Genomic DNA, 25,707 nt, shown 5'->3' with positions numbered 1-25,707 from the left:
CTGTAAAAAGGGCGACTACCTTAGGTAATCGCCCTTATGTTTAACTAGCTTTTTTGGTTCTGCTGGCCTTTTTGGCTACTTCTTTAAGCAGCTCTTGCTTGACGGCCTCTTTGCTTGCTGCTGCCTTGGTTCTTGGCTTGGCGGCGGCTTTTGGCTTAGTCTCTGCTTTTGGCTTGACCGCCTCTTTTGGTGCGGCTTCTTGAACCTTGGCCTGCGTGGTTTTGCTGGCCTTGGTCGCTTTTTTGGCTGGAGCAGGTTTGGCACCTAGGGCCTCTACCTTCTCAAGGAAGATCTTGCCCATCGGGCTTGGATCGCCAGTAAAGAGGGTTTGCAGGCCATTGCTTTCAATAATATGGCGGCGTAGGGCCAGGCGTTCCTTGTGGTTTTCGGCCAGGTAAATGGCGCGTTCCACATACTGATCCGCTGAGTCTGCAATCAACCATTCTGGCAGGCCCAGGCGTTTGAAGAGGCCTTCATCAATATGTTCATGCACTTCAGGGCCAGTTTTGCAGATGCCAACCAGGCCAAGCGTCACCATATCAATAATGCCGTTGGTGTTGCCAAACGGGAATGGGTTAAGCATCATATCGCAGTTGTGCAGGATACGCAGGTACTGATCGTAAGGGCTGTGGGCATGGGCTGTGGCACTGTCGCCTAGGTAGCTCTTAATGAAGCGTTCCACATAAGGGTGGGTCACACCGCTGGATTGGCCCAGGGCAAAGTGGAAATGTACCTTAACCTTGGCCCGATCACGAATGGCCTGTAAGGCTTTCAAGAAGAAAGGATTGAGCTTCATGGTGGTGGAAGCAATCCCGATATTAACCACTTCTGGATGTTCACGCAGGCGGTATTCCACGCTGCTTGGTGCCAACGATGATGGCACATAAGGCAGGGCATCTTTCGGCAGGCGAAGCAGGGTTTCGCTAAAGCAGTCTTCTGAACCCACATAATCATCTTCCACAACCACATATTCAATAAAGTCTGAATGGGTGGTGGCTGGATGGCCCAGGGCCACAGCTTGAATAGGGGCTAGGCGGGTGTTGCTGACGAAAATCGTGCTCAGGTCCATGCCGATACTTGGCATATAGAAAACAGCTGCTTCATGTTTTTCACAAATATCCCGCACAAAATTCATCTTGGCCAGCATATTCTCGCCCTCAACCAGATGGAATTCATCAAAGACCTCACGGCCTTTTTGATCCACTGAGTTATTGCCTAAGCCGATAAGATGGAAATGCTCACGGGCGGCAATCATGGAAGTAGAATGGGTGCGATAAATCGAATGGGCCGAGTGGAAATGCTCTAAAAGCACTACCATCACAGGCTTGCCATTGGTTTGGCCAATGCGAGAAACATTACGATCCTTCCAGCCGCATTCTAGGATATGGCGACGGATAACCTGATTCAGCGATTTTTTGACCAGATGCTTGTTGGCATCCACATCATAGCTACAGTGCATATAGACATCGTGGGAAATGCTGCTTGGCACATTGTTGAGGTTCTTAATTTGGGCCAGTTTTTCAGGGAACCATTTAAGAAGAGTCGCCCGCTTGCCAAAGGCCTGTTCAGTGGCAATAAAGCGTGGCGACTGCAAAGCAAAGGCCAGGGAGGCACACAGCTCAGGGTTTAAGCTCCATAAGCTATCAAGATTGACCACCACATTAGACTCTGGCAAATAGAGGATGCAGAACTTGATGAGGGCTGCCTCTGTCGGGGCCAAGTGAATATCGAGTGCATGCTCTGGATTAGGATTAACGTTATAGGTTTTTAAAATATGGTCTGCGTTCACAAAAGGCGAGGAAGCAAAAATCATATTGATCCAGCGTTGCAGAGACAAGAAACGTTGCGCCCCTGAAACAGAAACTTGTAGGGCTGGATCGCTAAATAAGGCGGTGATAGCCACGGCCATGCGGCTACAGAAATAAACCACCTTGTCTTGTTCTAGGCTTGAGAGTTGGCTTGGCATCTCAAAGTCAATACCCTGAATACCACCAAAATTGCTATCCAGTTTACCCAAAATGGCTAAGAGCTGGTTGCAGGCTCCTTCATAGTCCTTGGCTGCAATGGCCTGTTCGAGCGCTTCAATACTAAGCGATTTTGCTTGTTGTTCAGACATATTTATTCCTTCTATAAACTTAACAAGAGCCCCACAGATCGTACTCATCTGCCTGGGTAATTTGCACAGAAATAATTTGACCAACTTTTACTTCTATGCCGCTGGCATTGTCCACATAGACCACGCCATCAATTTCTGGCGCATCGGCCATAGACCGGCCAATAATGCCTTCCTCATCAATCTCATCCACAATAACTTGCAAGGTTTTTCCTACCTTTTGCTGGAGGCGGGCAGCAGAAATCTCTTGCTGCAACTGCATAAAGCGGTGGAAGCGTTCTTCTTTGACCTCTTCAGGCACCTGGTCGGCCATCTCGGTCGCCACTGCCCCTTCCACAGGGCTGAATTTAAAGCAGCCGACACGGTCTAGCTGGGCTTCTTTGAGGAAGTCCAAGAGCATTTGGAAGTCTTCTTCCGTTTCCCCTGGGAAGCCTACAATAAAGGTAGAACGCAGGGTTAAATCTGGGCAAATTTCCCGCCATTTCTTAATCCGCTCTAGGGTTCTTTCCACTGAACCTGGCCGCTTCATGGCCTTAAGAATTTTCGGGCTGGCGTGCTGGAGTGGAATATCCAAATAAGGCAAAATCTTGCCCTCAGCCATAAGCGGAATTAAATCATCCACGTGCGGATAAGGGTAAACATAGTGCAAACGCACCCAAATACCCAAGGTACCCAGCTGCTTACACAGGGTCAGCAAATCGTTTTTAATGGGCATCCCGTTCCAAAAGACGGTTTTGGTGCCTTCTTTGCGTTTAGTATCCAAAGCATAGGCCGAGGTATCTTGCGAGACCACCAAAAGCTCCTTGACCCCTGCATCAGCCAAGCGTTTAGCCTCATCTAAAACCTGATGGATTGGACGAGAGTCCAAGTCCCCCCGCATGGAAGGGATAATGCAGAAGGTGCAGCGGTGGTCACAGCCCTCAGAAATCTTCAAATAGGCGTAGTGTTTAGGGGTTAATTTCACGCCCTGTTTGGGCACCAAGTTCACATAAGGGTTATATTCTGGCTTGGGCACATACTTATGCACATGGCTCATGACCGCCTCATAGCTGTGCGGGCCTGTAATTTCCAGCACCTTAGGGTGCACTTCACGAATCTGGTTTTCCTTGGCCCCCAGGCAGCCTGTCACAATCACACGGCCATTGGCATCCAAGGCCTCACCGATGGTTTCCAAGGATTCCTGCACGGCACTGTCGATAAAGCCACAGGTGTTCACAATAACCAAATCGGCATTTTCGTAAGTGGGAATAATGTTGTAACCGTCTGAACGCAGCTCGGTTAAAATACGTTCAGAGTCCACTAAATTTTTAGGGCAACCAAGGCTGACAAAGCCAATGTTTGGTGCTGAATTCATAAAAATCTCAAAAATAATAGGTAATCAATCACAAAAAATCCGCCCTCGCAAGCGGATAAAATAAGGTGAAATTGTACAAAATTTAGGACTAAAAGGCGATAATCTTTAAACAAAAAGGAAGAAATTTTACATTTTTGTAAATTTTTAGGTTTTTTAATCCGCTTGTATCCTGCCTTTAAAGGAGAAAAAATGATCCACGCCTTGAAAAAGGCCCAAACCGCCACAATCTAATCCCGCACTTTTCAAACCAAAGGATTCAAGATGACAACAATCGTATGTGTACGCCGTGATGGCAAGGTCGCTATCGGCGGCGATGGGCAGGCAACCCTGGGCAACTGTGTGGAAAAGGGCACAGTTCGCAAGGTTCGCCGCATGTATAATGATAAGGTGGTGACCGGCTTTGCAGGCTCCACCGCTGATGCCTTTATCCTGCGTGAACTCTTTGAACGCAAGCTAGAACTCCACCAAGGTCACTTGATTAAATCCGCCGTGGAACTGGCCAAGGAGTGGCGGTCTGACCGGGCTTTACGCAGACTAGAAGCCATGATGATTGTGGCTAATGAAAGCGAATTCTTGCTGGTGTCAGGCTCGGGTGATGTAATTGAGCCAGAGGCAGATGTTCTAGCCATTGGTTCAGGCGGTAACTATGCCAAATCGGCAGCACTCGCCCTCTTGCGTAATAGCGATTTATCCGCCAAGGAAATCGTGGAACAGGCCCTTAAAATTGCCGGCGAAATTGATATTTACAGCAACCAAAATCACGTAATTGAGCAAGTATAACCCCTATGAAAGATAGCGCCAGCCTCCAGGCTGGTGCTTTGATACCTAGGCACAAGCGAGGACGCTTGCGCCATCAACCTATTTTAGATTAAGAAGGAAGAAGACAATATGTCCATGACCCCTCGTGAAATCGTATCCGAATTAGATGCCCACATTATCGGCCAAAATGAAGCCAAGCGGGCAGTGGCCATTGCCCTGCGTAACCGCTGGCGGAGAATGCAGTTACCAGAAGAGCTGCGTCAGGAAGTGACCCCAAAAAATATTCTCATGATCGGCCCAACCGGCGTAGGTAAAACCGAAATCGCCCGCCGTTTAGCCAAGCTGGCCAATGCCCCTTTTATCAAGGTAGAAGCCACCAAGTTCACCGAAGTGGGCTATGTGGGTAAGGAAGTTGAGTCCATTATCCGTGATCTGACCGATGTGGCCATGAAGCTAGTTCGCCAACAAGCGGTGGAAAAAAACCGTTTTCGTGCAGAAGAAGCAGCTGAGGATCGGATTTTAGACATCTTGCTCCCACCAGCCAAGGATCAATGGGGCAATGTGCAGGAGAGCGACAACAAGTCCACCCGCCAAATCTTCCGCAAAAAATTGCGGGAGGGCCAGCTAGACGATAAAGAGGTAGATATTGAAGTGTCCTCGCCTGTCAGCGTAGAAATCATGACCCCGCCGGGCATGGAGGAGATGACCTCCCAGCTCCAATCCCTCTTTGAAGGCTTCTCTCCGAATAAGACCAAAAAACGCAAGATGAAGATCAAGGATGCCTTGAAAGTCTTAATTGATGAAGAAGCGGCCAAGATGGTTAATCCTGAAGAGCTTAAACAAGAGGCCATTGATGCCGTAGAACAGCACGGGATTGTCTTTATCGATGAGATCGACAAGATCTGTAAGAAGAGTGAGCACAGCGGCGGTGATGTTTCCCGTGAAGGCGTGCAGCGTGACCTGCTCCCAATCATCGAAGGCTCAACTGTCAATACCAAGCATGGTATGGTTAAAACCGACCACATCCTCTTTATCTGTTCGGGGGCCTTCCAGGTGGCTCGCCCGTCTGATCTCCTGCCAGAACTCCAGGGCCGTTTACCAATTCGGGTGGAACTCAAGTCCCTGACCAAGGAAGATTTCGAGCGAATCTTAACCGAGCCAAACGCCTCTTTAACCCTTCAATATCGTGAGCTCATGAAAACCGAGGGTGTGGAAGTAGAATTTACCCGTGACGGGATTGAACGGATTGCCGAATCCGCCTTCCGAGTCAATGAGAAAACCGAAAACATCGGGGCCAGACGGCTACACACCGTGCTAGAACGCCTTATGGACGGGATTTCTTTTGATGCCAGCGAACGCCGGGGTGAGCATATCACTATTGATGCGGATTATGTTGGCAAGGCCTTGAATGATGTGGTAGAAAACGAAGATTTAAGTCGTTTTATTCTCTAAACCTCAAGCACAAGCTGGCCAAACTTTGCAGACTTTTGCAAAGTTTGGCCCGCTTGTGTTTTTACTTATACACACTCAAACGCGCCTCTACCAAGGCCTGCAAGGCCAAGTTTCGATTAACTTGCTCAGACAGGTTAGATTGGTTAAAGGCTCTCTCCACTTCGCCAGCCAAACTCTCAGCCCTTACAAGCAAGTCATCGTAGATAAACTGTCCTGCCTTAATAGCCAAAAGGGCCTCTCGGTTAGGGCGGCGTACCCGGATTTCTCCATACCAGGCAATATCCCTTGCCATTTCCAAGAGGCGGAAGGTGTGCATCATATTTTTGGTGTCATAGGTCTGCCCTTGGGCTTGATGGGCATAACGCGCAGGATTACGTTTTTCCATCCACTGCCAATATTCTGTATAGTCCTTACAATAGGCACTGTAACCATCTTGATTAAAAGATAAATAAGCCACTACTGGAGCAGAAGATGGAATATTACTCAAGCAGATACTATTAGCATTTTCTTTTTGCATAACACCGTGATAGCCCGAATGCCCCGTGCTGTCATAGAATAAAGAAAAGGTATTTTTGGCATGATTTACCTTGGCCAGGCCGATATTTTCCTGCTGGAATTGATGTTTAATCAACCATTTCTGTAAAGCAATGCTCTTACCATTATCAATCACATAGCAAAAGTCTAAAACAGATTTTTTGACCTTTTCGACAGGATTCACCATCTTTTTATTTAAGCCCTGAGCCTTTTTAATTTGGCCTAAGGCATAGCCTGCAAAACTTAAATGGCAAGCCTTGGAAATAAACCAAGAGGGATTAAATAAATCCATGATGGGATCTTTTATGCGGATACAATCAGGAGGAGAGGAAAGTAATTCCAAAACCGTCGGGTTACTTTGTAATAAAAGCTCAACAAAACGTCCTAATTCATAATAAACAATATCATTGGTTTCATTGGCAACCTGCGGGATATAATTTAAGCCATAAAAATCTGCTTGCGGCAAATAAAACACCCCTCGAATATCGGTATCGGATTGCGGTGTGGCTAATCCATAGGCTCGACTGCCTGATATGGCTTCAAATAAAATCAGATTTTGGTCTTGTAAGTCCTGAATCGTTAGCATGATTTGTCCCTTTCAAGCATTTGACGAAATAAGTGATTTAAAGGCTCACTGTCCGTCATGATTTTAGCAGGTGGCAAGGTTATTTCCTGAAGTTCTTGCCATAATTCCAAGGTTAAATGCCGTAAATGAGGGCTTAATTGGTGTAAATATCCCTCATCTTGTTGAGATTTAAGAGCAACTAAATCTATAATTTCCTGATGGGAATTAACCTGCCAGTCACTTAATAATTCAAGCAAGGTCATTGGTGGAACACCGCCATAATAAACTACCCATCTGGCAGCTAATAAGGAACGCAAGATATAAAACCATTTTTTCAACCGAATAGGCGAAAACAAATCAACATCTTTTAAGGTATTTCCTGCTACACCTCGATAATGATGTAATAAAGGAGCAGCTTGCACATATAAGGGCAATAATTGATTAAGTTGCTGAACGAAGAAATTATCTTGCTGATAAATAATTGGAGAACGCAACCATTCTAATAAAACAGCATTACTCTTTCTTAATAAAACTAAGACTTTACGGAGATCCCAGCCACCTACATCAAACCATTGATTTTCAATAAACTCAAAGGTATCTTTTTGCTCATCAATTTGTAAATACCATGCTTTAGGGCGGATATAAATTGCTCGCACATCAAAATCACTGTCTGGAGAAGCAAATCCCCAAGCTCGACTGCCACTTTCGACCGCTAATAAAATACTCAAAGCTTCATCCGCTTCAATTTGAGTAAGCTTATTTAGAATTTCTTGCTGCATGATTTATTTTTCCTTAAAACCTTTATAAAGAAGTGCCAACCTTGATAAAACACCTTTAAAAAAACGGTGCCTAGGCACCGTTTTTCACGCAGATTTGCAAATTTATTCCAAAATAAAACCGCTTGTCGGCCTATTTTTGGTAGATAACCTCTACGCCCTCTTCGTCTTCTTCCGACCAATCGTCATCCCAGTCCTCCCAATCGTCTTCTTCAATTGGGTTTTGTAGGGCCTCTTGGTGGTAGTCGTCCCACTTGAATTTGACCTCATCGGCTGCTTGTTCCTGAGCTTCTTCTCGTGGGTTGGCTTCGATAAAGTCCATGATGTCACGGGTTAGGTCTGCCACATTTTTGCCTGTCGCGGCGGAAATTAGGTAATAGTCCCCTTCCCAGCCGATTTCTTGGGCGATGGCTTCGGCTCGTTCGGCGGCCTCTTCCTCGCTCATGGTGTCGATCTTGTTAAAGACCAACCAGCGAGGCTTGTCGGCCAATTTTTCGCTGTATTGATAAAGCTCGGACTCAATGATGGAAATGTTCTGAGCCGGGTCGCTTTCATCAATAGGTAGAATATCCACCAAGTGAATGAGAACACGGCAACGCTCCAAGTGCTTGAGGAAGCGAATGCCTAAGCCTGCCCCATCTGAAGCCCCTTCAATTAAGCCTGGAATATCGGCCACCACAAAGCTGCGATCCGACCCAACACGGGCCACACCCAAGCTTGGCACTAGGGTGGTGAAGGGGTAATCCGCTACCTTTGGTTTGGCCGCTGACACGGCTCGAATAAAGGTGGACTTACCGGCATTTGGCAGACCTAACATGCCCACATCAGCCAAGAGCATAAGCTCCAGCATCAGATCCCGTTTTTCACCGCTGGTGCCGTTGGTTTTTTGGCGAGGGGCTCGGTTGACCGAGGACTTAAAGCGGGTGTTGCCCAGGCCGTGGTAGCCGCCCTTGGCCACCAGCATTTTCATACCATGCTTAGTAAGATCGCCAATGATTTCTTGGGTGTCGTTGTCGATGGCCCGGGTGCCAACAGGCACACGCAGGGTGATGTCCTTGCCCCGGTGGCCGGTACAGTTGGCGGAACGGCCGTTCTCGCCCCGGCCGGCTGCATAGCGTTTTTCAAAGCGATAGTCGATGAGGGTGTTGAGATTTTCATCGGCAATCAAATAGACATCGCCGCCGTCACCGCCGTCGCCCCCATCCGGGCCACCATTGGGGATAAATTTTTCACGGCGGAAGCTGACACAGCCGTTACCGCCATCGCCTGCTTCAACACGAATCAGGGCTTCATCAATAAATTTCATCTTTACTCCTTACCGCCTGCAAGCGGTAATTTTTTTATTCTTTTTACAAGGGTTTCTTAAACAGTTTATGCCCGACAGCGGACAAAATCGTGCCGAATACTACCACAAAAGCCCCTAGATAGCTCAATAAATTCATTTCAGGGGCGGCAAAGGTTTGTGGGGCCAGCCAATGGCCGATAGTGGAAAAAATCATGGTGAAAATAGGCAGCAAAATAGTCACCACGCTAACCTTAGAAGCCTCCCAGTGGTTGAGGGCCTCGGCATAGGCCCCGTAGCCAATCAGGGTATTGGCACAGCAAAAAACAAAGCAGGCCAGGGCAAAGCCAGTCAGGCCTTCTAGCTGGCTGGGCGTGCTAATCGGCGTAAGCAGGAGCCCACAACCCAGATAGATCAAGAGCAGGATCTGCTGGGAGATAAATTTGGCCAAGAGTAGCTTTTGGGCCATACCATACAAGACCCAGACGACAGCCGCTGTCGCACCGAACAAGATCCCCCAGCTATAGGGCCCCATTTGCAGGATTTCCCCCAGGCGGTCGTTAAAGAAGGCCAAAAGCCCCAAAACAAGCAGAACTAGGCCAATCTTTTGGTGGAAGCCAAAGGTTTCCTTAAAAAGCAGCACACTACATAACATCATGGTAAAGGGAGCCAACTGCCAAAGCACCTGATTGGTGGTGGGCGAGATGTAATGGAGAGCGTGGGCAAAAAGCACAAAATTAGCCGCTAGGCCCAGCACACCCAGAAGCATCAGCCCCCAAATACGGGGGAGCAAGCGGTCAGTTTGGGCAGTTTTTTTGCAAAGCCCAAGATGAGCACCAGGCCCAGGGCAGCGACCAAAAAGCGGTACCAAACCAGGGTAGGGGCATCCATAGCCACCAAGACCTGCTGGGCCGCAATGGGCAACATACCCCACATGGCCGTGGCCAGGAGGGCATAGGCAAAGCCTAAGAACGGGCGTTTGGGCATTATGCTCTCCTCCATTTGCGATAAAAAATCTTATGCCCCACAGCAGCCGACAGGGCGCCTGTGACCACCAAAACTGCGCCCAAATAACTCAATACATTCATTTCAGGATGAACCAAATGATGCGGAAACAGCCAGGCGCCGAGCAGGGAAAAGAGGATGGTCATAATGGGGATTTGGGTCATCATCATGCTGACCTTGGACACCTCCAGCGATTAAGGGCCTCGGCATAGCAGCCATAGGCAATCACAGTGTTGAGGCAGCAATAGATCAGGCAGGCCAGGGCCAAGGGGGTGAGCTGCTTGAGCTGGGCAGGGTCGGCCGTGGGGGTAAAGACCAGGCTGCAACCCACATAAATGATGAGCAAAATTTGCTGGGAGCTAAAGCGCTTGAGCAGGATTTTTTGGGCGATGCCGTAGCCTATCCAAACAAAAGAGGCAATGGTGCCCAGCAAGATCCCAAAAGCATAATTATTCATTTGGGCAAAATCGCCAAAATGATCGTTAAAAAAGAGCGGCAGGCCGATAAGCAGGAGTAAGAGCCCCAGCTTTTGATGGATCCCCATCACCTCCTTAAAAATCACTACGCCTGAGAGGATCATCATAAAAGACGATACTGGGCTAAGCACCTGGCTGGCCGTGGCAGGAATATAGCGTAAGGCCATATTAAATAAGAGGAAGTTGCAGGACAGACCCACGATGCCCAGGCCTAAAAAGGCCCATTCCTTAGGGCTACAAGCGGTGAGTTTAGGCAGTTTTTTTGCAAAAAAGAGCAAGACAAAGACGCCGATCATGGCCGTGACAAAACGCAGCCAGACGATGGTCTGCGAATCCATCATGGGCAGGACTTGTTGCAGGGCCATGGGCAGGGTGGACCACATAATGACTGCACTTAAGCTAAAGAGAAAGCCTGAAAGGGGGTATTGGTTCATAGGCCTGTGTCCTAAGAAGATACAAAAAACCCCGCAGATGTGCGGGGTATCTTATGCGTTGCGCTTTGAAGTATTAGTCAGCAATGATGCTCACATATTTGCGGTTTTTGTCGCCTTTTACTTCAAATTTAACTTTACCATCAGCAGTTGCGAATAGGGTGTGGTCTTTACCCATACCTACGTTGCTGCCTGCGTGGAATTTAGTACCACGTTGACGAACAATGATGCTACCTGCTAATACAGATTCGCCACCGAAACGTTTTACACCAAGGCGTTTAGCTTCAGAATCACGACCGTTACGAGTTGAACCACCAGCTTTTTTAGTTGCCATCTACTTGATCTCCTCTGAATTATGCTTGAATCCCAGTGATTTTCACTTCTGTGAACCACTGACGATGACCTTGTTGTTTACGGCTGTGTTTACGACGACGGAATTTCACGATACGGATTTTCTCGCCACGACCTTGTGCAACCACTTCAGCCACTACTTTTGCGCCAGCAACAACTGGTGCACCGATTTTAACTTCTTCGCCATTAACGACTAATAACACTGAATCGAATTCAACTGTTTCGCCTTGAGCCAGTTCAAGTTTTTCTAAACGAACAACTTGACCTTCGCTTACTCGGTGTTGTTTGCCGCCACTTTGGAATACTGCGTACATTATTTACTCCGCTAATGTGCCATTTGCTTTGAGCTTAGGCACTCAAAATTCATATAAAATAGGTGCGCAATTCTACGCAAAAATAAAGCAAAGAGCAAGCAGGATTTTGGTTTATTTTTGGGATTTGTGGGGAAATTTTTCTGAAACTGTGATTTGGATCGCAGGATTTTGTGATCTGGATCGAAAAAATCCTTGCAAGCGGTCTGCCCGCCCCCGAAATTTGCAAGGATCCTATAAGAAGAAGGTGGTCACCTGAAAGAGTTTTTCGATCTCATTGACCTGTTTTTTATCGTTGGCAAAGAGAATAACCCGATCATTTTCCTCGATCAGGGTGGATTTATGGGCGATCCATACCTCTCCGTTACGCACAATGGCCCCAATAATCACCCCTTGGGGCAGTTTGATCTCGCTGATCTTCCTGCCCACCACCTTGGAGGACTCCATATCCCCATGGGCGATGACCTCGATCCCCTCGGCCTGGCCCTGTTTGAGGGAGGCCACCTTGACAATATCGCCCTTGCGCACATAGCTAGACAGGGCGGAAATGGTGGCCTGCTGCGGAGAGAGGGCGATGTCGATGGTGCCACCCTGGATGAGGTGGAGATAGGCCATGCGTTGCACCAGCACAATGGCCTTTTTAGCCCCCAGCCGCTTAGCTAGGAGGGCCGACATAATGTTGGCCTCATCATCGCTGGTTAGGGCCAGGAAGAGGTCGATATTTTCGATATGTTCTTCAAAAAGCAGCTCCTGATCGGAGGCATCGCCACACAGCACCAGGGTTTTGGACAGCTTCTCCGCCAAGAGGTCGGCTCGCTGCTGGTTGCGTTCGATAATCTTAACGCTGCAATGATCTTCCAAGGCCTTGGCCAGGCTGGTGCCGATATTACCCCCGCCCACGATCATCACCCGTTTATGCGGGCGTTCCAGGCGTTGCAGTTCGCTCATCACGGCCTTGATATGGGGTGTGGCACAGATGAAATAGACCTCATCGCCGGCCTCAATAATGGTTGAACCTTGCGGCACGATGGACTTGTCCTGGCGGAAAATGGCCACCACTCGGGCCTCAATATGGGGCAGGTGTTCGGCCAGGGCAGAAATCGGGTAGCCCACCAGTGGGCCGCCGTAATAGGCCTTGACGCTAACCAAGCTGACCAGTTCATCAGCAAAATGAGCCACTTGCAGGGTGCCGGGGTAGTTAATCAGGCGAAGCAGCTCCTTAGTCACTAAGAGTTCGGGTGCGATAATGTGGTCGATGGGCAGGACGCCATCATTAAAGAGAATGTCCTTCTCCCGCACATAGTCAGGATTGCGGATACGGGCCAGCTTGGTGGGCACATTAAAGAGGGTGTAGGCCACCTGGCAGGCGATCATATTGCTTTCATCATTGTTGGTGACGGCCACCAGCAAATCGGCATCGCCTGCGCCAGCCTCCCGCAGTACCCGAGGCGAAGCCCCGTTGCCACGAATAACTTGCAGATCGTGCTTTTCCTTGAGTTTTTCTAGCCGATCCTGATCATCATCAATGATTGTGATGTCGTTGTCCTGATTGGCCAGGTTTTCTGCCAGGGTCGAACCCACCTGGCCTGCCCCTAAAATGATGATCTTCATGTTTGCAAATTTTCCAAGATTTCTAGCCGCTTGAAGCCCCAGGCCTGCATAACTTCTTGGCGATTTTCAAGGTTCTCAGGCAGAGCCGTACAGTAGGCGATGTTGTCGGTATTTTTATGGGCCGGGCGATAGTAACGGATTAAATCTGCCAAGCGTTTGGCAATGCCGTGGCTGGGGTCGATAAAGTATTTGACCTGGGGCAGAAGGGCTTTCAACTCTTCTGTCACTAGAGGAAAGTGGGTGCAGCCCAAGATCACCGTATCCAGGCTTGGATGATGCCCCCAAGGCTCAACCACCTTGGCCAATCGAGCCATGTCCACTTGCCCGGTTTGGAGCTTCTCTTCAACAATTTCTACTAAATCGGTTGTGCCAATCTTTTCCACCACGCAGTCTTTGGCATATTGCTCAATTAAGTCCAGCACATAGGGCCGCGCCACCGTTCCCTTGGTGGCCAAAAGCCCAATGGTCTTGGTTTTGGACAGCCTGGCCGCAGGCTTAATGGCCGGCACGGTGCCGACAATGGCAAAGGGAAAAGCCGCTCTTAGGGCCGGCAGCACCACCGTGCTGGCCGTATTGCAGGCCACCACCACCGCATCAAGCGGGTGTTTTTGGGCAATTTTCTGCACAATCTGCACCGCCCGCTCAATCAGTACCGCCTCGCTTTTTTCCGAATAGGGGAAAAAGGCGTTGTCGAAACAGTAGAGATAGTGGGCGTTGGGCAGGGCTTGGCGAATGGCATCATAAACCGTCAAGCCCCCCATGCCTGAATCGTAGAGCAGAATGGTTGGTTTCATAGTTAAGGCGATAAAAAGAAGTGGAGGGATCCTACTGCATTCACTCAAGGCATTCAAGTAAGATCTCTCTTTCCGCAACGGCACCAGCGAGGACGCTGGCGCCAGCATTCTTTCACATAAAATATCTTTCACCCCCTTGTTTTCCCCCAATCCTCCCCCATATTAAGCCACTCAACTCACTTATAAGGAAACACTATGACAGTCAATTTTGATGCAATCGCACTTGAAAGCACCGAAGCCAAGGGTGGCTACGGTATCGGTTTACAAATCGGCCAGCAACTCCTTGCCAGCGGCCTGGATGTGGAAGCCCAAGCGGTTGCCCGTGGGATTGTGGATGTCCTCAACCAAAACCCGCCAGCCCTTGATCTCAACGAGGTTACAGCGGCCCTCCAAGAACTCCAAGCCCGTGCAGAGCAAGCTCAACGTGCGGCCTTTGCAGCTCTTGAAGAAGAAGGTAAGGCCTTCTTAGCAGAGAACAAAAAACACGCCAGCGTGAAAGAAACCGAGAGTGGTTTGCAGTATGAAATCCTAACCGAAGGCACGGGTAAAATCCCAAGCCGCCAAGACAAGGTGCGTGTGCATTACACTGGTAACCTGATTGATGGCACGGTCTTTGATAGCTCAGTTAAACGTGGCACGCCTGCCGAATTCCCTGTCAGCGGCGTGATTGCCGGCTGGACTGAAGCACTGACCATGATGCCTGTTGGCTCCAAATGGCGTTTAACCATTCCGCACAATTTGGCCTATGGCGAGCGTGGCGCAGGGGCTTCTATCCCACCATTTGCCACCTTGATCTTTGAAGTTGAATTGTTAGATATTGTTGAATAATTCCTCCCCAACGGTTAGCCTTAGGCTAACCGTTCTTTTTTGAGAAAACCTATGCAGCCGCAATATTATTTGGGTGTCATGTCGGGCACCAGCCTAGACGGGGTCGATTTGGCTCTGGTCGATTTTACAAAAAATCCCCCACGTTTAACCGCTTGCAACTTCACGCCCATGCCTGAAAACCTGCGTGTGGCCATTCAAGCCTGCCTAACAGGCCAGGTCAGCCTACAAGCCCTGGGCGAGTTAGATCATCAACTGGGCCAGCTCTATGGCCAGTGTATTGAGCGTTTTTTGGCCCAAGAGCAGATTGCCCCTGAAGCCATTCAGGCCATCGGCTGCCACGGCCAAACCATCTGGCATTCGCCGCAGGGTGAGTATCCCTTCACCATGCAGATTGGCGATATGAATTTGGTGGCCGCTCTTACGGGCATTACGGTGGTGGGCGACCTGCGCCGCAAGGACATGGCCTTTGGCGGCCAAGGGGCGCCGCTGGTGCCGGCCTTCCATCAAGCGGTCTTTTTTGATGAAAATCTTGCAAGTGTGGTGCTTAACATCGGCGGCATCAGCAACATTTCCCTGCTCATTCCAGGCCAGCCTGTTGTGGGCTACGACACAGGCGTGGGCAATGCCTTACTGGATAGCTGGATTGAAGAACACCTAGGCCAACGTTTCGACAAAAACGGTGACTGGGCCAAAACGGGCAAGGTTAATGCTGCCCTGCTGGCCGACCTCTTAGATGAACCTTTCTTTGCACAAGCCCCACCAAAAAGCACAGGGCGGGAGCTCTTTAATCTGCCATGGCTTGCAAAAAAACTAGCCAACCAGCCCGCTTGTCAGCCTCAAGATGTGCAGGCCACGCTGGTGGAGTTCACTGTGCAATCCATCGTTAATGAGCTGGCTAAAATCAAGACCCGCCTGCCCTGCCGCCTCTTGGTCTGCGGGGGTGGAGCTAAAAATGCTTTGATTATGGAAAGGCTTGTGGCCAGCCTGCCCGATTGGCAGGTGATGCCGACAACAGAACTGGGTTTAGATGTGGATTATGTCGAAGCCGCCGCCTTTGCCTGGCTGGCCTATCAGCGTATGCACAATCTGCCAGCCAATCTGCCCAGTGTGACGGGAGCCAGGCAGGCGGTTTGTTTGGGGGCGATTTATCCGAGGGAATAATTTGGAACAAGCGGATTAATCTGCCAGAAATTCCGCAAATTCAGCCGGTATTTTGACTGGGTTGGGGATAAAAATCTGCTTATGCCGTTGCAGTTCGCCCTTCTCCAAAATCAGGCTGCTCTTGGGCACCTTGAAAAGTTTGCTCAAGTATTTGATCAAATGAGCATTAGCCTTGCCGTCCACAGGCGGGGCGGTGATGGCGATTTTGATTTCCCCATCATGCAGGCCAACCACCTGATCACGGCTGGCCTTGGGCTGTAAAAAAATCCGCAGGCGGATACCCTGCGGATTGTGAGTGCGTTCGATGGCCTGCATTAGGCTGCCGCCCAAAAGGCACCGAAAATGTTATACATAAGGCTATTGAGTAGGATCAAGATAAAGCCTAAAACCATGACCGAGAAATCCAACATACCTGTGCGGGGTAAAAGGCGGCGGATAAGGCCGAGGACGGGTTCGGTAATTTGGGCTACCACATAGTCTAGCGGGTGGTTACCCTGGGTTACCCAGCTCATCAGTGCCCGAATTAAGGTGGTGAAAAAGAGGATCTGCCCAAAGGTTTTGACCACGCTTAAAACCCCAACCAAGACCGCAATTTGCACCGGATTGCCCACAATCCAGAAGAAAAGGGCCATCACCAAGGCAGCCAGTAAGAGGGCGACCACATTCACCTGCTTCACATTCGGGATAAATTTAGCCGGCAGGCTTAAAAGCGGTTGGGTTAAACGAATGAGGGTTTGGGACAGGGGCAGGCGGGGATCCACTCGGCAAAACTCCAGCCAAGCCCGCAAGACCAAGATAAAACTGATAAAACTCGCCACAAAGCTGAGTAGGGTAAAGACCATTTCCATAGCAAGACTCTTGAGAATGAAAAATGGCAAGTATATAGGGAGAGGCTCCGCTAATCAACCTGCCAAGAGGGAATTGTACCTAGTCGCTGTCCTGATTTTTAGGGCGATTTAATAAGAGCAAGGCCCCCACGCCCAAGGCCGAATAGGTCAGGGCCTTGGCGGTGAGTAAACGCTTGGAAAGCAGGGTTAGCAAAACAGACCGCACCATGGGCGAGCCTAGGGCCTTTAATTGGCTGAATGGATAGGCCACCGATTTCTTGGTTTGGTTGGTTTGCGCCTTAAACTTCATGCGCAAGGCACTGCCCTTCATAATTAAAAGTTCTTCTTCGGTTGGTAACTGCTTACTCATCATACCCCCTTACCTCTGTGCTGGGTGCTACTTTGGGTTTGGCTGCACTTTTTAAAGCCTCAATGTCTAATTTTAGCTCTTCTAAAGTGTTGTGCATAAAGTGGCGTTGCTTTTTCAATAAGGCAACCGTAATCAAGGCCAAAATAAGCATAAGGGCAAAACTGCCGCCGCTAATGGCAAAAAAGACCCATTGTTTTTGTTCTGGTAATAAAATAGCATCTAGGCCAAATAAGAGGCTAATGGTTGAAAACAAAAAGAAAACAAAAATAAATAACACCAAGATCAGGGTTTTAATCAAGCGTTCTTTTTGCTGATTGATTTCTAACTTAGCCATTTCTAAACGCACAGTGGCTAATTCAAGCAAGGTAATTCCGCTATTTTTAATACTGGATTTAATATTTTGTAATAGCTGCATTAAAATCCCTCAAATAAGAAAGCGTAGATAAACAAAGGGCTACACCTTTGCGTAGCCCTATATTTGGTTATAGATTATCTTTTACTAATTAACACACCTAATAAAAGACCGACTACACCTGCAACACCAATTGCCTTGTAAGGATTGTCTTGTACATAAGCATCGGTTTGTTTAACTGCCTGCTTAGTGGTTTCAACTGCATTGTCTTGTAAAGACGCAAATTGACCCTTGGCTTTTTTGATGTTTCTATTTAATTTCGCTTTTAATTTTTCAAGCTCTTCAGCTGTGCTTTCTGATTTATCGCTAAATAGTTCTTCAGCACTTCTCAAGATTTCTTGAATTTCATTAGTTAACTCTTCACGTTTCAAATCAAAATCTTTGCTCATAATGGCCTCCTATTTTGGTTGATGAACTTAATTGAGTTGCACAAATATTCTGTACGCTTTTTATAATACACACATCATAAGTCCATGTCAAATTTAAATCCTTATTTAATATAATATTATCTTATATGCCACTCAATCTATTTAGATTAGAGCCTCTTATTTAAAATAAGTTCAACTATAAAATATTATTTTGACTTATTGGCCCTTGTCTAACATCATAATTAACTCATCAAATTGGGTGACAGACCGCAGATCCAGCCACATTTTCCCCTGGGCCATTCTTCCAATAATAGGGGAAGGATATTGCTTAAAAGCCTCCTCCAAGGCCAGGAGATCGCCCTGCTTTTCCGCCTGAATGCTAACGGCCACAGAAGGAAGGGTTTGGGTAGGCAAGGCACCACTGCCGATTTGAGCCAGGCTGGCCTCAATTTGCAAGAAATAGCGGGCATCTAACCGCTTGCTTAGAGCGGCTTTTAATTGCTCTGCCTTGGTTTGTAAGCAGGCCAAGGGCTGGGTCAGCAACTGCAAGGTCGGCAGTTGCTGGGTTAGCAGATCAGGGAAGAGATAATGGCGAAAGGTGGCTTCCAAAGCCGATAAAATCACCTTATCGCAGCGTAGAACCCGTTTAAGCGGGTGGGCCTGGAGCTGGTCAATCAAGGCCTTTTTGCCCACAATAATGCCCGCCTGAGGGCCGCCCAGTAATTTATCGCCTGAGAAGGACACCAGATCCACCCCAGCCGCCACTTTCTCCTGAACCATAGGTTCTGCTGGCAGGCCAAGTGCAGCCAAATTGGTTAGGGAGCCGCTGCCCAAATCGCTGATGACCGGCAGGCCAACTTCTCGGCCTAGCTCAACCAGTTCCTCTTCTGTCACAGATTTAGTAAAGCCCTGAATTTGATAGTTGCTGGTGTGGACTTTCATAAGAAAGGCAGTATTTTCGTTGATGGCCTGACGGTAGTCCTTGAGATGAGTGCGATTAGTCGTGCCGACCTCCACCAGTTTACAGCCCGCCTGGGCCATAATATCGGGAATGCGGAAGGCGCCACCAATCTCAATCAGCTCCCCCCGGGAGATAATCACCTCCTTGCCCTGGGCAAAGGTAGCCAGCATAAGCAGAACCGCCGCCGCATTATTATTGACCACACAAGCGGCCTCCGCCCCAGTAATTTTTGCAAGGAGCTGGGAGATATAGAGATCTCGGTGGCTGCGCTTGCCGGCTTCAATGTCAAACTCTAGGGCCACATTATTCTTCATGGCCAGACTGGCCGCCTCAACCGCCTCTGCCGACCAAATCCCCCGGCCCAGATTGGTATGCAAAACCGTGCCTGTCAGGTTAAAGACCTGCTTAATTTGCACCTGCTTGAGCTGCTGGCAAGCGGTTTCAATTTGAGCAAAAATTGCAAATTCATCTTGTAGATAATCAGGCAGGGCTTGATGTTGGCTGATAAAGAGGCGGGCCTGATCGATTAAGCTGCGAGCCTGTTCAACAACGGCAGTATGGCCAAACTGTTCAACCAAAAGCGAGCCTTGGGCGGTTTTTAAGAGCTTATCTAGCGAAGGAATTTGACGAAAAAGTGATGACATAGCAGGGATCTCATGAAGACATTTTGCATAATTGTAATGAAAACAGTAGAATAAGGCCACAACTTCGGAAGTAAGTCGTCTCCGGTGAGGCGGCAGGTCTTCAAAACCTGTTGAGGACGCCAGCGTTCTCGGGTGGGTTCGACTCCCATTTACTTCCGCCAACCCATAAATTCCAGTGACCGCCAATAACCTCCCAGCCTTTACTTACCAAGCCTTCTTTTCTACTTTTTCCGTGATGGGGATAAAACAAAATATTCGGGGTAATAGACAAAATAGGTGCTAAAAATGCTCGCAAGCCTTATAGTATAAGGATTTAACGAGGTTCAAAAGTTTTGAATACAAAAAATGCCCTTTTTGCCAGTCTTGCAAGGTGAAAAAAGACGGTCATCAAAACCATAAACAACGTTATAAATGCTTGCTTATGTTTTAAGCGATTCAGTGCGGGTTCAAAGCCAGATCCTGATCTTATTTGGTCAGAATATTGCTTAGGTAAGCAGACGAAAAAACAGCTTGCTACACGTTTTAAAGTGAGCGTGAAAACAATCGAAAGATTACTTAAGAAAGCGAATAAGCAGAGTGAGTTTGCGCAGCCTGAATGCGTAAATTTGGTCATGGATACGACTTATTTTGGTCGTCAATATGGCGTGATGGTGATGTTTGATAGCCTATCTCATCAAGTTCTGTCTGTCTTAGAAGTAAAATATGAAACCAACGCACTCTATTTTTCACAATATCAAGCATTACTTAAAAAAGGCATTATAATTCAAAGTGTTATCTATGATGGTCGGCAAGGCTTAAGTCGTCTTTTTGGCTCAACTCCTGTACAACTTTGCCAGTTTCACCAGGTTTCAAGAGTTACTCAATACCTTAGCAGGAAACTTAAATCGCTTGCAGGGCAAGAATTGAGAGCGATTACTTTAACCTTGAAAGAAAACAATAAAGCAGCGTTTTCAGCGAAGCTAGAAGCCTGGTATGAAGACCATAAAGATTACCTCAATGAGCGATCCATAAGTCCCTCAACAGGCAAGGTTGGCTATGCTCATCGTAAGCTGAGAAGTGCTTATTTTAGCTTGAAGCGTAATCTAGAACGGTTATTTACTTTTGAACGTTATCCTGAATTTCAGATCCCCAAAACGACCAATTTGCTAGAAGGTCTTTTTGGTGATCTGAAGCAGAAATTAAGGTGTCATCAAGGGCTTAAAAGAGAGAATAAGCTATTGTTTATAAAAGATTATTTATCAAAGAAGCAGAAGAAAAACACCTAAAATGTCTATTAGAGGGATATGACGGCTAAATTTTGCTTAAATAGCACCTATTTTGTCTATCACCCCAAATTTTCTAATATCTATATTGTGCTAATTATCTAATTTTATTAGAATAACCTCAAATTAAGCAAACAAGGGGAAACTGTGGCAAATGAAATAAAGTGGACGAGGCGGGCCAGCAAACAGCTAGAAAAGATAGATGTTCGATATATTGCTAGGATTGATCAGAAAGTTAAGGAACTAGCCAGCTTTCCCGATGTAGAACTTGATATTAAGGACTTAAGAGGCAAGCAATACGAGAACCAATACCGCCTAAGGGTGGGGAATTATCGGGTAATCTTCGAAGTAATCGCAGGCGTTCCAACCGTGATAGAAGTCCAAGAAGTCCTAAAACGAAGCGAGAGAACCTACAATTAAGCAGAGAGGAAACCAACCTCTTTAATGGAGCAAATAAGATGAACGTTCAATACATTAACAGCCCAGCTGGCAAGCCTGAATTTGTTGTTTTACCAGTAGCAGACTATGAAGAAATCGCACGTAAGGCCCGCTTTTACGATGAAGAAGAGGGCTTAGAAGAGGAATGGGAAAGCATCCCTGTAGAACCTAGCGAAGATGGTTCTGATGATGTTACTATCCCACATGATGTCGTCTTTCTTCAGTTTGAGCACAATGTAAACCTATTAGGCGCCTGGAGAATTTACAGAAACCTATCACAGGCAGAGGTGGCAGAGAAAACCGGCCTGACTCAATCCGCTATTTCACAAGCTGAACGCAAAGGCAGCAAGCCCCAAAAACGCACCAGGGAAAAGCTCGCCAAGATTTATAACTGTTTACCAGAACAGCTTGTTTTATAGGCCCAGCCCGCCAATGTTGCGGGCTTATGATGGAGCCAAATAGGAGGCATAAAGGACAGCTTAGCAGCTAAGCATTCCAATCGCCCCCCATCCCGCTTGATTTCTCAAGCCACCTAATTTTTAGCCCTTTTCCCCTTGGTAACAACTGGCTTTTCCTCTGGCTTACACTGGCTAAAATGCTCTGCGATGATTGGGAATTGGCAGGTTTGTTTGAGTTGCTGGCTCACCCAATTTAGCGGGGCATTATGCCACTTGGGCAGCCAGTTTTGGGTGGTGGCATAGCCGTAGGCAGCGCCTAAAATAAGGGACAGACTGGCCGCCTTCAAAACCTGCTTAAAAGGCTCCTTATGGCGCATATTTTGGCGATATTCCTTAGGAATTTTCTGCCGCCTAATCCAGACCACCAGGATGCTTAGGATCCAGGCAAAAAACGAGCCGGCCAATATCCAAGGGAAAACGCCGAAGAATGTACCCAAAATCGTGCCGATAGGGGAACTGCTAAAGGTGGCTTCAAATTTTGCTTGGGCGAAAACTAGGGCGTACAAACTGGCCAGAAGCCCCCAAATCCACCAAATGCCTGCCGAATAAGCGGGCGAGACCTTGTCCATAATCTTGTTGAGGTACTGGCCTAGCTGGTTGGCCATGGGTTGTGAGATATAGCCCTGGCAGGAAGCCATGATTTTTTCATCTAAGACCTGATCTTGGGCTTGGCGTGCCTCGGCAATGGCTCGCATGGATCGCTCCAAGGCCGGCTGTTGGGAATAGCGGACGAAAAAGGTGGAAGCCTGTCGCTTGTTGATTTTGCCCTTGGCCGACACGCTAGATTGCAAAAAGGCCAATTCATCGGCAAAAAGATCATCAAAAATAGGTGGTTTCACAAAGGCATAAGGCGGGTTTGAGAGGGCGTAGCAGCGATAATGCTTGCCCTTGAGGCGGAAGTCCTGCTCCAAGACCTGCCCTTCGCCCTGGTAGTGATATTGATAGTGGTCGGGGCCTGCCTCCGCACCCTGCATTTGGTCGAAATAGATCTTGTGACGACAGAAGGCTGTGCCTTGGCAGTTGAGTAGGGCTTGCAGTTCTGTTTGAGCCAGGCTTGGGCTGACCCCCACCTGATAACTGGGTACGGCCACCGCTGAAATGCTCCGCACCAGCATAAAATAGCCATGGCCATCACAGGGCTTGCAACGCACCGAACCCCGGCCCGAGCAAGTATAACAGGTGGTTTTTCCACCTAGGCAATTTGGGCAGGAGCGAAAATCCATGCGGGTGCCATTGGCTCGGCCCTGGTTGTCGTAGGTGGTCACGCTATAGTGCTGACGACCCGAACCGCCACAGCTTGAGCAGGTGTGCTTGCCTGAACCCCCGCAACTGGAACAGCGATTTTGCCCTTGGCCACTACACTGGGAGCAGGTTTCTGGGTGGGAAAAGGGCGGGAATTCGGCAATCGTGTGAGGATGATCAGATTGGTCTAGGCTGGCCACGCCTGAAGCCTCTAAATGGGCTAAAAAGTCCTGACGTAAGCTGACATCATAGCTGGCCGCTTCCATATAGATCTGGGTTTTATCCTCAAAATCCCTGATGTAGATAAAGTGATTGTCTCGCCTTGCGCCACCTGCAATACGTTCATCATGGACTTGGCTGGTAAAATGCCAGTCCACGGTCAAATCTGCCTGAAAAAGCTCACTGCGGCAGGCCTCTGGTTTGACATCCTTGGCTTGAGCCTGATTGCCCTCGACCACATCACCAATTTGCCCAATTAAACTCTCTGACAAGTCTTGTTTATCAATCATGCTCCCCCTCCTTTTTGCAGAAAAACACCTAAATTTAACCGCTTGCTAGCCTCGCCCGCCCACGGTAATTTTATCTAGCTTCAAGCAAGGCTGGCCCACGCCGACAGGCACGCTCTGGCCCTCTTTGCCGCAGGTGCCGATGCCCAGATCCAGCTCCATCTTTTTGCCCACCATGGACACCTGCTGCATGGCTTCAATGCCAGAGCCAATTAGGGTGGCGCCTGTGACAGGCTTGGTTATCTTACCTTTTTCAATTAAATAGGCTTCGGCGGTGGAGAAGACGAATTTGCCCGAGGTAATGTCCACCTGGCCGCTGCTAAAATGCGGGGCGTAAAGGCCAAATTCGACCGATTCAATCATCTCCTCAAACTCGTGGTTGCCCTCGGTCATGTAGGTGTTAGTCATACGCGGCATCGGCAGGTGGGCATAGGATTCCCGCCGGCCATTGCCAGTTGGGGCCACGCCCATCAGGCGGGCGTTGAGCTTGTCCTGCATATAGCCCTTGAGAATGCCGTTTTCAATCAAGACGTTACGTTTAGCAGCCACGCCCTCATCGTCCACCGTGATGGAACCCCGCATATCCGGCACGGTGCCATCGTCCACAATGGTGCAGAGCGGTGAAGTCACCAGTTCGCCAATGCGGCCTGTAAAGAGGGAGGATTCCTTGCGGTTGAAATCGCCTTCCAGTCCGTGGCCAACCGCCTCGTGCAGCAAAATGCCTGGCCAGCCTGCCCCTAAGACAATGGGCATGGCGCCGGCTGGAGCAGCCACAGCTCCCAGATTCACTAGCGCCTGACGAACAGCTTCCTTGGCCAGATAAATGGCCCGGCTGTCGCCCGTGGCATGGGGAGCTAAGAACCATTCCAGCCCAAAGCGCCCGCCCGCGCCTGCTGAACCCCGCTCCCGCTTGCCATTTTGCTCCACCAAGACCGAAATAGACAAACGCACCAGTGGCCGAATATCCGCAGCCAGGGTGCCATCGGTGGCAGCCACCAGCATTTCTTCATAAACGGCTGACAGGCCAGCATTGACCTGAATCACCCGAGGGTCTTCGGCCCTTGCCACCTTATCGACCAAATGGAGTAATTCCACCTTCTGCTCACGGCTAAGGCTGTCTAGCGGGTTGATGGCCGCATAACGTTGCACAGCTTGCGTTTGGCGAAAGGGCTGGATGATGAGCGAACCCTTTTCCTGGGAAATGGAGCGAGCGGCTGCTGCACATTGCTCTAACTGGTGGAGAGAAATTTGGTCGGCATAGGCAAAGCCCGTTTTCTCGCCGGCCACCGCCCGCACGCCAAAGCCACGGTCGATATAAAACCCGCCCTCTTTGATGATGCCATCTTCCAGCGACCAGCTTTCGTCCTGGCTCAGTTGAAAATAAAGATCGGCATAGTCGATTTGGCGGGGGGAAAAGTGGTCGAGCACACGGCTGAGGTCGGATAATTCAAGCCCGCTGGCAGCCAGCAGGCTTTGGGAAACGTGGTTTAGCATAGATTCTCTAGTGATATGATGGACAAGGGATAAGGAAATCCCGCAAATTTGCTAACAATTCTAACAAAAATTTGAAAATTAAGGAAAACAAAGAACTTTATGCAAGCAGCGCGCTCAAAAGGCCATAAACCTGATGGGAGAATCATGAAAAAACTTGCCCTTATTAGCCTCTTGTTTAGCCCTGCTCTCTGGGCCTTTTCGGCCACGGATTTGGTGGAGGCGGGCCGTTCACAGATTGGCCAAACCCGCTATTACGATCCTGCCTATAGTAAATTATCTTATCCCATGGGCGATGTCCCGCTGGTTAAGGGCGTATGTACTGATGTGGTGATTCGTGCCCTGCGAGGCCAAAAAATGGATTTACAACAACTCATTCATGAAGACATGGCCAAGCATTTCAAACACTACCCCAAGATATGGGGCTTGAAAACCACCGACCGCAATATAGACCACCGCCGTGTACCCAATATTGAAACCTACTTTAAACGGCAAGGCTACCAACTCAAGAACCAGCCCTACCAGGCAGGCGATATTGTGACCTGGAACCTCCCCAAGGGACTCACCCATATTGGGATTTTAAGCGACAAAACCAACCAAGCCGGCCAGCCGCTAGTTATTCATAATATCGGATCTGGCACCCAGGAGGAGGACTTGTTGCACAAGTATCCGATTCGTTATCACTTTAGGATAAAAGGCTAATCGCCAGCTTCCTGGCTGATGGAAAATACAAGCGGTAAAGCTAAGGCCAATTTTTGCAAAATATTACACATCACGCTCCGCTTGTATATAAAGCTCCCAGCACTGGCCTGACCACAACTGTTCAAAACCTTACCGTTGAACTTAAATAGTCTTTTGTAGGGACACATTGAATGCGTCCGCAAACAAGGCATTATTCAAATGTTGATGAGGCATAAATATCGCA

Annotated in this window: 26 protein-coding genes and 2 pseudogenes; 8 read left to right on the top strand and 20 right to left on the bottom strand. The window is 48.5% G+C overall.

Annotated elements, in window-relative coordinates; all coding sequences use genetic code 11:
* Positions 1-40 precede the first annotated feature (40 nt).
* Genes A4G20_01890 through A4G20_01880 form a run of 3 tightly spaced genes read right to left on the bottom strand, consistent with a single transcriptional unit; the run spans position 41 to position 3,691 of the window.
* Positions 41-2,116: an adhesin gene (locus tag A4G20_01890; protein QIW15183.1), complete on the bottom strand. Its 2,076-nt coding sequence runs from the start codon at positions 2,114-2,116 to the stop codon at positions 41-43.
* A 19-nt stretch (positions 2,117-2,135) separates the two neighbouring features.
* Positions 2,136-3,467 carry a ribosomal protein S12 methylthiotransferase gene (rimO, locus tag A4G20_01885; protein ID QIW15182.1) on the bottom strand — a complete coding sequence of 444 codons (1,332 nt, stop codon included), beginning with the start codon at positions 3,465-3,467 and terminating at the stop codon, positions 2,136-2,138.
* Positions 3,464-3,691: a hypothetical protein gene (locus tag A4G20_01880; protein ID QIW15181.1), complete on the bottom strand. Its 228-nt coding sequence runs from the start codon at positions 3,689-3,691 to the stop codon at positions 3,464-3,466. Before A4G20_01880 ends, rimO begins: the two co-directional genes overlap by 4 nt.
* A gap of 37 nt (positions 3,692-3,728) precedes the next feature.
* Between A4G20_01880 and A4G20_01875 the strand changes: the two genes are divergently transcribed.
* Together A4G20_01875 and A4G20_01870 are read left to right on the top strand one after the other, a co-directional pair.
* Entirely contained in the window at positions 3,729-4,247 is a 519-nt protein-coding gene (locus A4G20_01875; GenBank protein QIW15180.1) for an HslU--HslV peptidase proteolytic subunit, read from the top strand.
* Between the two features lie 108 nt (positions 4,248-4,355).
* Positions 4,356-5,678 carry an HslU--HslV peptidase ATPase subunit gene (locus tag A4G20_01870; protein QIW15179.1) on the top strand — a complete coding sequence of 441 codons (1,323 nt, stop codon included), beginning with the start codon at positions 4,356-4,358 and terminating at the stop codon, positions 5,676-5,678.
* A 61-nt stretch (positions 5,679-5,739) separates the two neighbouring features.
* Here A4G20_01870 and A4G20_01865 read toward each other — a convergent pair whose 3' ends face one another.
* The 9 genes and pseudogenes from A4G20_01865 to A4G20_01825 form a co-directional block, all read right to left on the bottom strand.
* Positions 5,740-6,798, bottom strand: a complete 1,059-nt coding sequence (locus A4G20_01865) for a nucleotidyltransferase (protein ID QIW15178.1) — start codon at positions 6,796-6,798, stop codon at positions 5,740-5,742.
* Entirely contained in the window at positions 6,792-7,556 is a 765-nt protein-coding gene (locus A4G20_01860) for a hypothetical protein (GenBank protein ID QIW15177.1), read from the bottom strand. The genes A4G20_01865 and A4G20_01860 overlap by 7 nt, the downstream gene beginning before the upstream one ends.
* 130 nt (positions 7,557-7,686) lie before the next feature.
* A complete protein-coding gene (obgE, locus tag A4G20_01855) occupies positions 7,687-8,859 on the bottom strand; it encodes a GTPase ObgE (protein QIW15176.1) in 1,173 nt (390 codons plus the stop codon).
* Between the two features lie 43 nt (positions 8,860-8,902).
* Positions 8,903-9,822, bottom strand: a pseudogene (locus A4G20_01850) (hypothetical protein).
* A pseudogene (locus A4G20_01845) lies at positions 9,822-10,750 on the bottom strand (hypothetical protein). The pseudogenes A4G20_01850 and A4G20_01845 overlap by 1 nt, the downstream one beginning before the upstream one ends.
* 73 nt (positions 10,751-10,823) lie before the next feature.
* Positions 10,824-11,081, bottom strand: coding sequence for a 50S ribosomal protein L27 (locus A4G20_01840; protein QIW15175.1), 258 nt, complete (start codon positions 11,079-11,081; stop codon positions 10,824-10,826).
* Between the two features lie 19 nt (positions 11,082-11,100).
* Positions 11,101-11,412 carry a 50S ribosomal protein L21 gene (locus A4G20_01835; protein ID QIW15174.1) on the bottom strand — a complete coding sequence of 104 codons (312 nt, stop codon included), beginning with the start codon at positions 11,410-11,412 and terminating at the stop codon, positions 11,101-11,103.
* 231 nt (positions 11,413-11,643) lie between these two features.
* Positions 11,644-13,020 carry a Trk system potassium transport protein TrkA gene (locus A4G20_01830; GenBank protein ID QIW15173.1) on the bottom strand — a complete coding sequence of 459 codons (1,377 nt, stop codon included), beginning with the start codon at positions 13,018-13,020 and terminating at the stop codon, positions 11,644-11,646.
* On the bottom strand, positions 13,017-13,814 hold the full coding sequence (locus tag A4G20_01825; protein QIW15172.1) for a glutamate racemase: 798 nt from the start codon (positions 13,812-13,814) through the stop codon (positions 13,017-13,019). Before A4G20_01825 ends, A4G20_01830 begins: the two co-directional genes overlap by 4 nt.
* A gap of 195 nt (positions 13,815-14,009) precedes the next feature.
* Here A4G20_01825 and A4G20_01820 point away from each other — a divergent pair, with 195 nt between their 5' ends.
* Positions 14,010-14,642: a peptidylprolyl isomerase gene (locus tag A4G20_01820; protein QIW15171.1), complete on the top strand. Its 633-nt coding sequence runs from the start codon at positions 14,010-14,012 to the stop codon at positions 14,640-14,642.
* A 51-nt stretch (positions 14,643-14,693) separates the two neighbouring features.
* Complete coding sequence (locus A4G20_01815; GenBank protein QIW15170.1) at positions 14,694-15,803, top strand: anhydro-N-acetylmuramic acid kinase; 1,110 nt, start codon at positions 14,694-14,696, stop codon at positions 15,801-15,803.
* Positions 15,804-15,818: 15 nt separating this feature from the next.
* On the opposite strand, the gene A4G20_01810 is transcribed toward A4G20_01815, so the two are convergent.
* From A4G20_01810 to A4G20_01785, 6 genes are all read right to left on the bottom strand, one after another.
* A complete protein-coding gene (locus A4G20_01810) occupies positions 15,819-16,118 on the bottom strand; it encodes a YggU family protein (GenBank protein ID QIW15169.1) in 300 nt (99 codons plus the stop codon).
* Positions 16,118-16,651, bottom strand: coding sequence for a hypothetical protein (locus tag A4G20_01805; GenBank protein ID QIW15168.1), 534 nt, complete (start codon positions 16,649-16,651; stop codon positions 16,118-16,120). Before A4G20_01805 ends, A4G20_01810 begins: the two co-directional genes overlap by 1 nt.
* A 79-nt stretch (positions 16,652-16,730) precedes the next feature.
* Positions 16,731-17,000: a hypothetical protein gene (locus tag A4G20_01800; protein ID QIW15167.1), complete on the bottom strand. Its 270-nt coding sequence runs from the start codon at positions 16,998-17,000 to the stop codon at positions 16,731-16,733.
* A complete protein-coding gene (locus tag A4G20_01795; GenBank protein QIW15166.1) occupies positions 16,993-17,415 on the bottom strand; it encodes a hypothetical protein in 423 nt (140 codons plus the stop codon). The genes A4G20_01800 and A4G20_01795 overlap by 8 nt, the downstream gene beginning before the upstream one ends.
* Before the next feature lie 74 nt (positions 17,416-17,489).
* Complete coding sequence (locus tag A4G20_01790) at positions 17,490-17,801, bottom strand: hypothetical protein (protein QIW15165.1); 312 nt, start codon at positions 17,799-17,801, stop codon at positions 17,490-17,492.
* Between the two features lie 195 nt (positions 17,802-17,996).
* Positions 17,997-19,385 (bottom strand): L-seryl-tRNA(Sec) selenium transferase, encoded by a 1,389-nt coding sequence (locus A4G20_01785; protein QIW15164.1) that lies wholly within the window; start codon positions 19,383-19,385, stop codon positions 17,997-17,999.
* Between the two features lie 611 nt (positions 19,386-19,996).
* Between A4G20_01785 and A4G20_01780 the strand changes: the two genes are divergently transcribed.
* The 3 genes from A4G20_01780 (at position 19,997) to A4G20_01770 (ending at position 21,504) form a co-directional block, all read left to right on the top strand.
* The gene (locus A4G20_01780) at positions 19,997-20,650 is read left to right on the top strand and encodes a hypothetical protein (protein ID QIW16828.1); all 654 of its coding nucleotides are present in this window, start codon (positions 19,997-19,999) and stop codon (positions 20,648-20,650) included.
* A gap of 144 nt (positions 20,651-20,794) precedes the next feature.
* The gene (locus A4G20_01775; protein ID QIW15163.1) at positions 20,795-21,067 is read left to right on the top strand and encodes a hypothetical protein; all 273 of its coding nucleotides are present in this window, start codon (positions 20,795-20,797) and stop codon (positions 21,065-21,067) included.
* Between the two features lie 38 nt (positions 21,068-21,105).
* Positions 21,106-21,504, top strand: a complete 399-nt coding sequence (locus A4G20_01770) for a transcriptional regulator (protein ID QIW15162.1) — start codon at positions 21,106-21,108, stop codon at positions 21,502-21,504.
* 113 nt (positions 21,505-21,617) lie between these two features.
* Here the strand turns inward: A4G20_01770 and A4G20_01765 are convergent, their stop codons facing one another.
* Positions 21,618-23,294 (bottom strand): hypothetical protein, encoded by a 1,677-nt coding sequence (locus A4G20_01765; protein QIW15161.1) that lies wholly within the window; start codon positions 23,292-23,294, stop codon positions 21,618-21,620.
* A 45-nt stretch (positions 23,295-23,339) separates the two neighbouring features.
* Positions 23,340-24,785 (bottom strand): protein TldD, encoded by a 1,446-nt coding sequence (locus tag A4G20_01760; protein QIW15160.1) that lies wholly within the window; start codon positions 24,783-24,785, stop codon positions 23,340-23,342.
* A 144-nt stretch (positions 24,786-24,929) separates the two neighbouring features.
* On the opposite strand from A4G20_01760, the gene A4G20_01755 reads away from it, so the two are divergent.
* Complete coding sequence (locus A4G20_01755) at positions 24,930-25,484, top strand: NADH:ubiquinone oxidoreductase, Na (GenBank protein QIW15159.1); 555 nt, start codon at positions 24,930-24,932, stop codon at positions 25,482-25,484.
* Positions 25,485-25,707 lie beyond the last annotated feature (223 nt).

Source organism: Pasteurellaceae bacterium RH1A (assembly GCA_012221805.1).
Taxonomy (GTDB): domain Bacteria; phylum Pseudomonadota; class Gammaproteobacteria; order Enterobacterales; family Pasteurellaceae; genus RH1A.
This window is presented reverse-complemented; position numbering and strand designations above follow the sequence as displayed.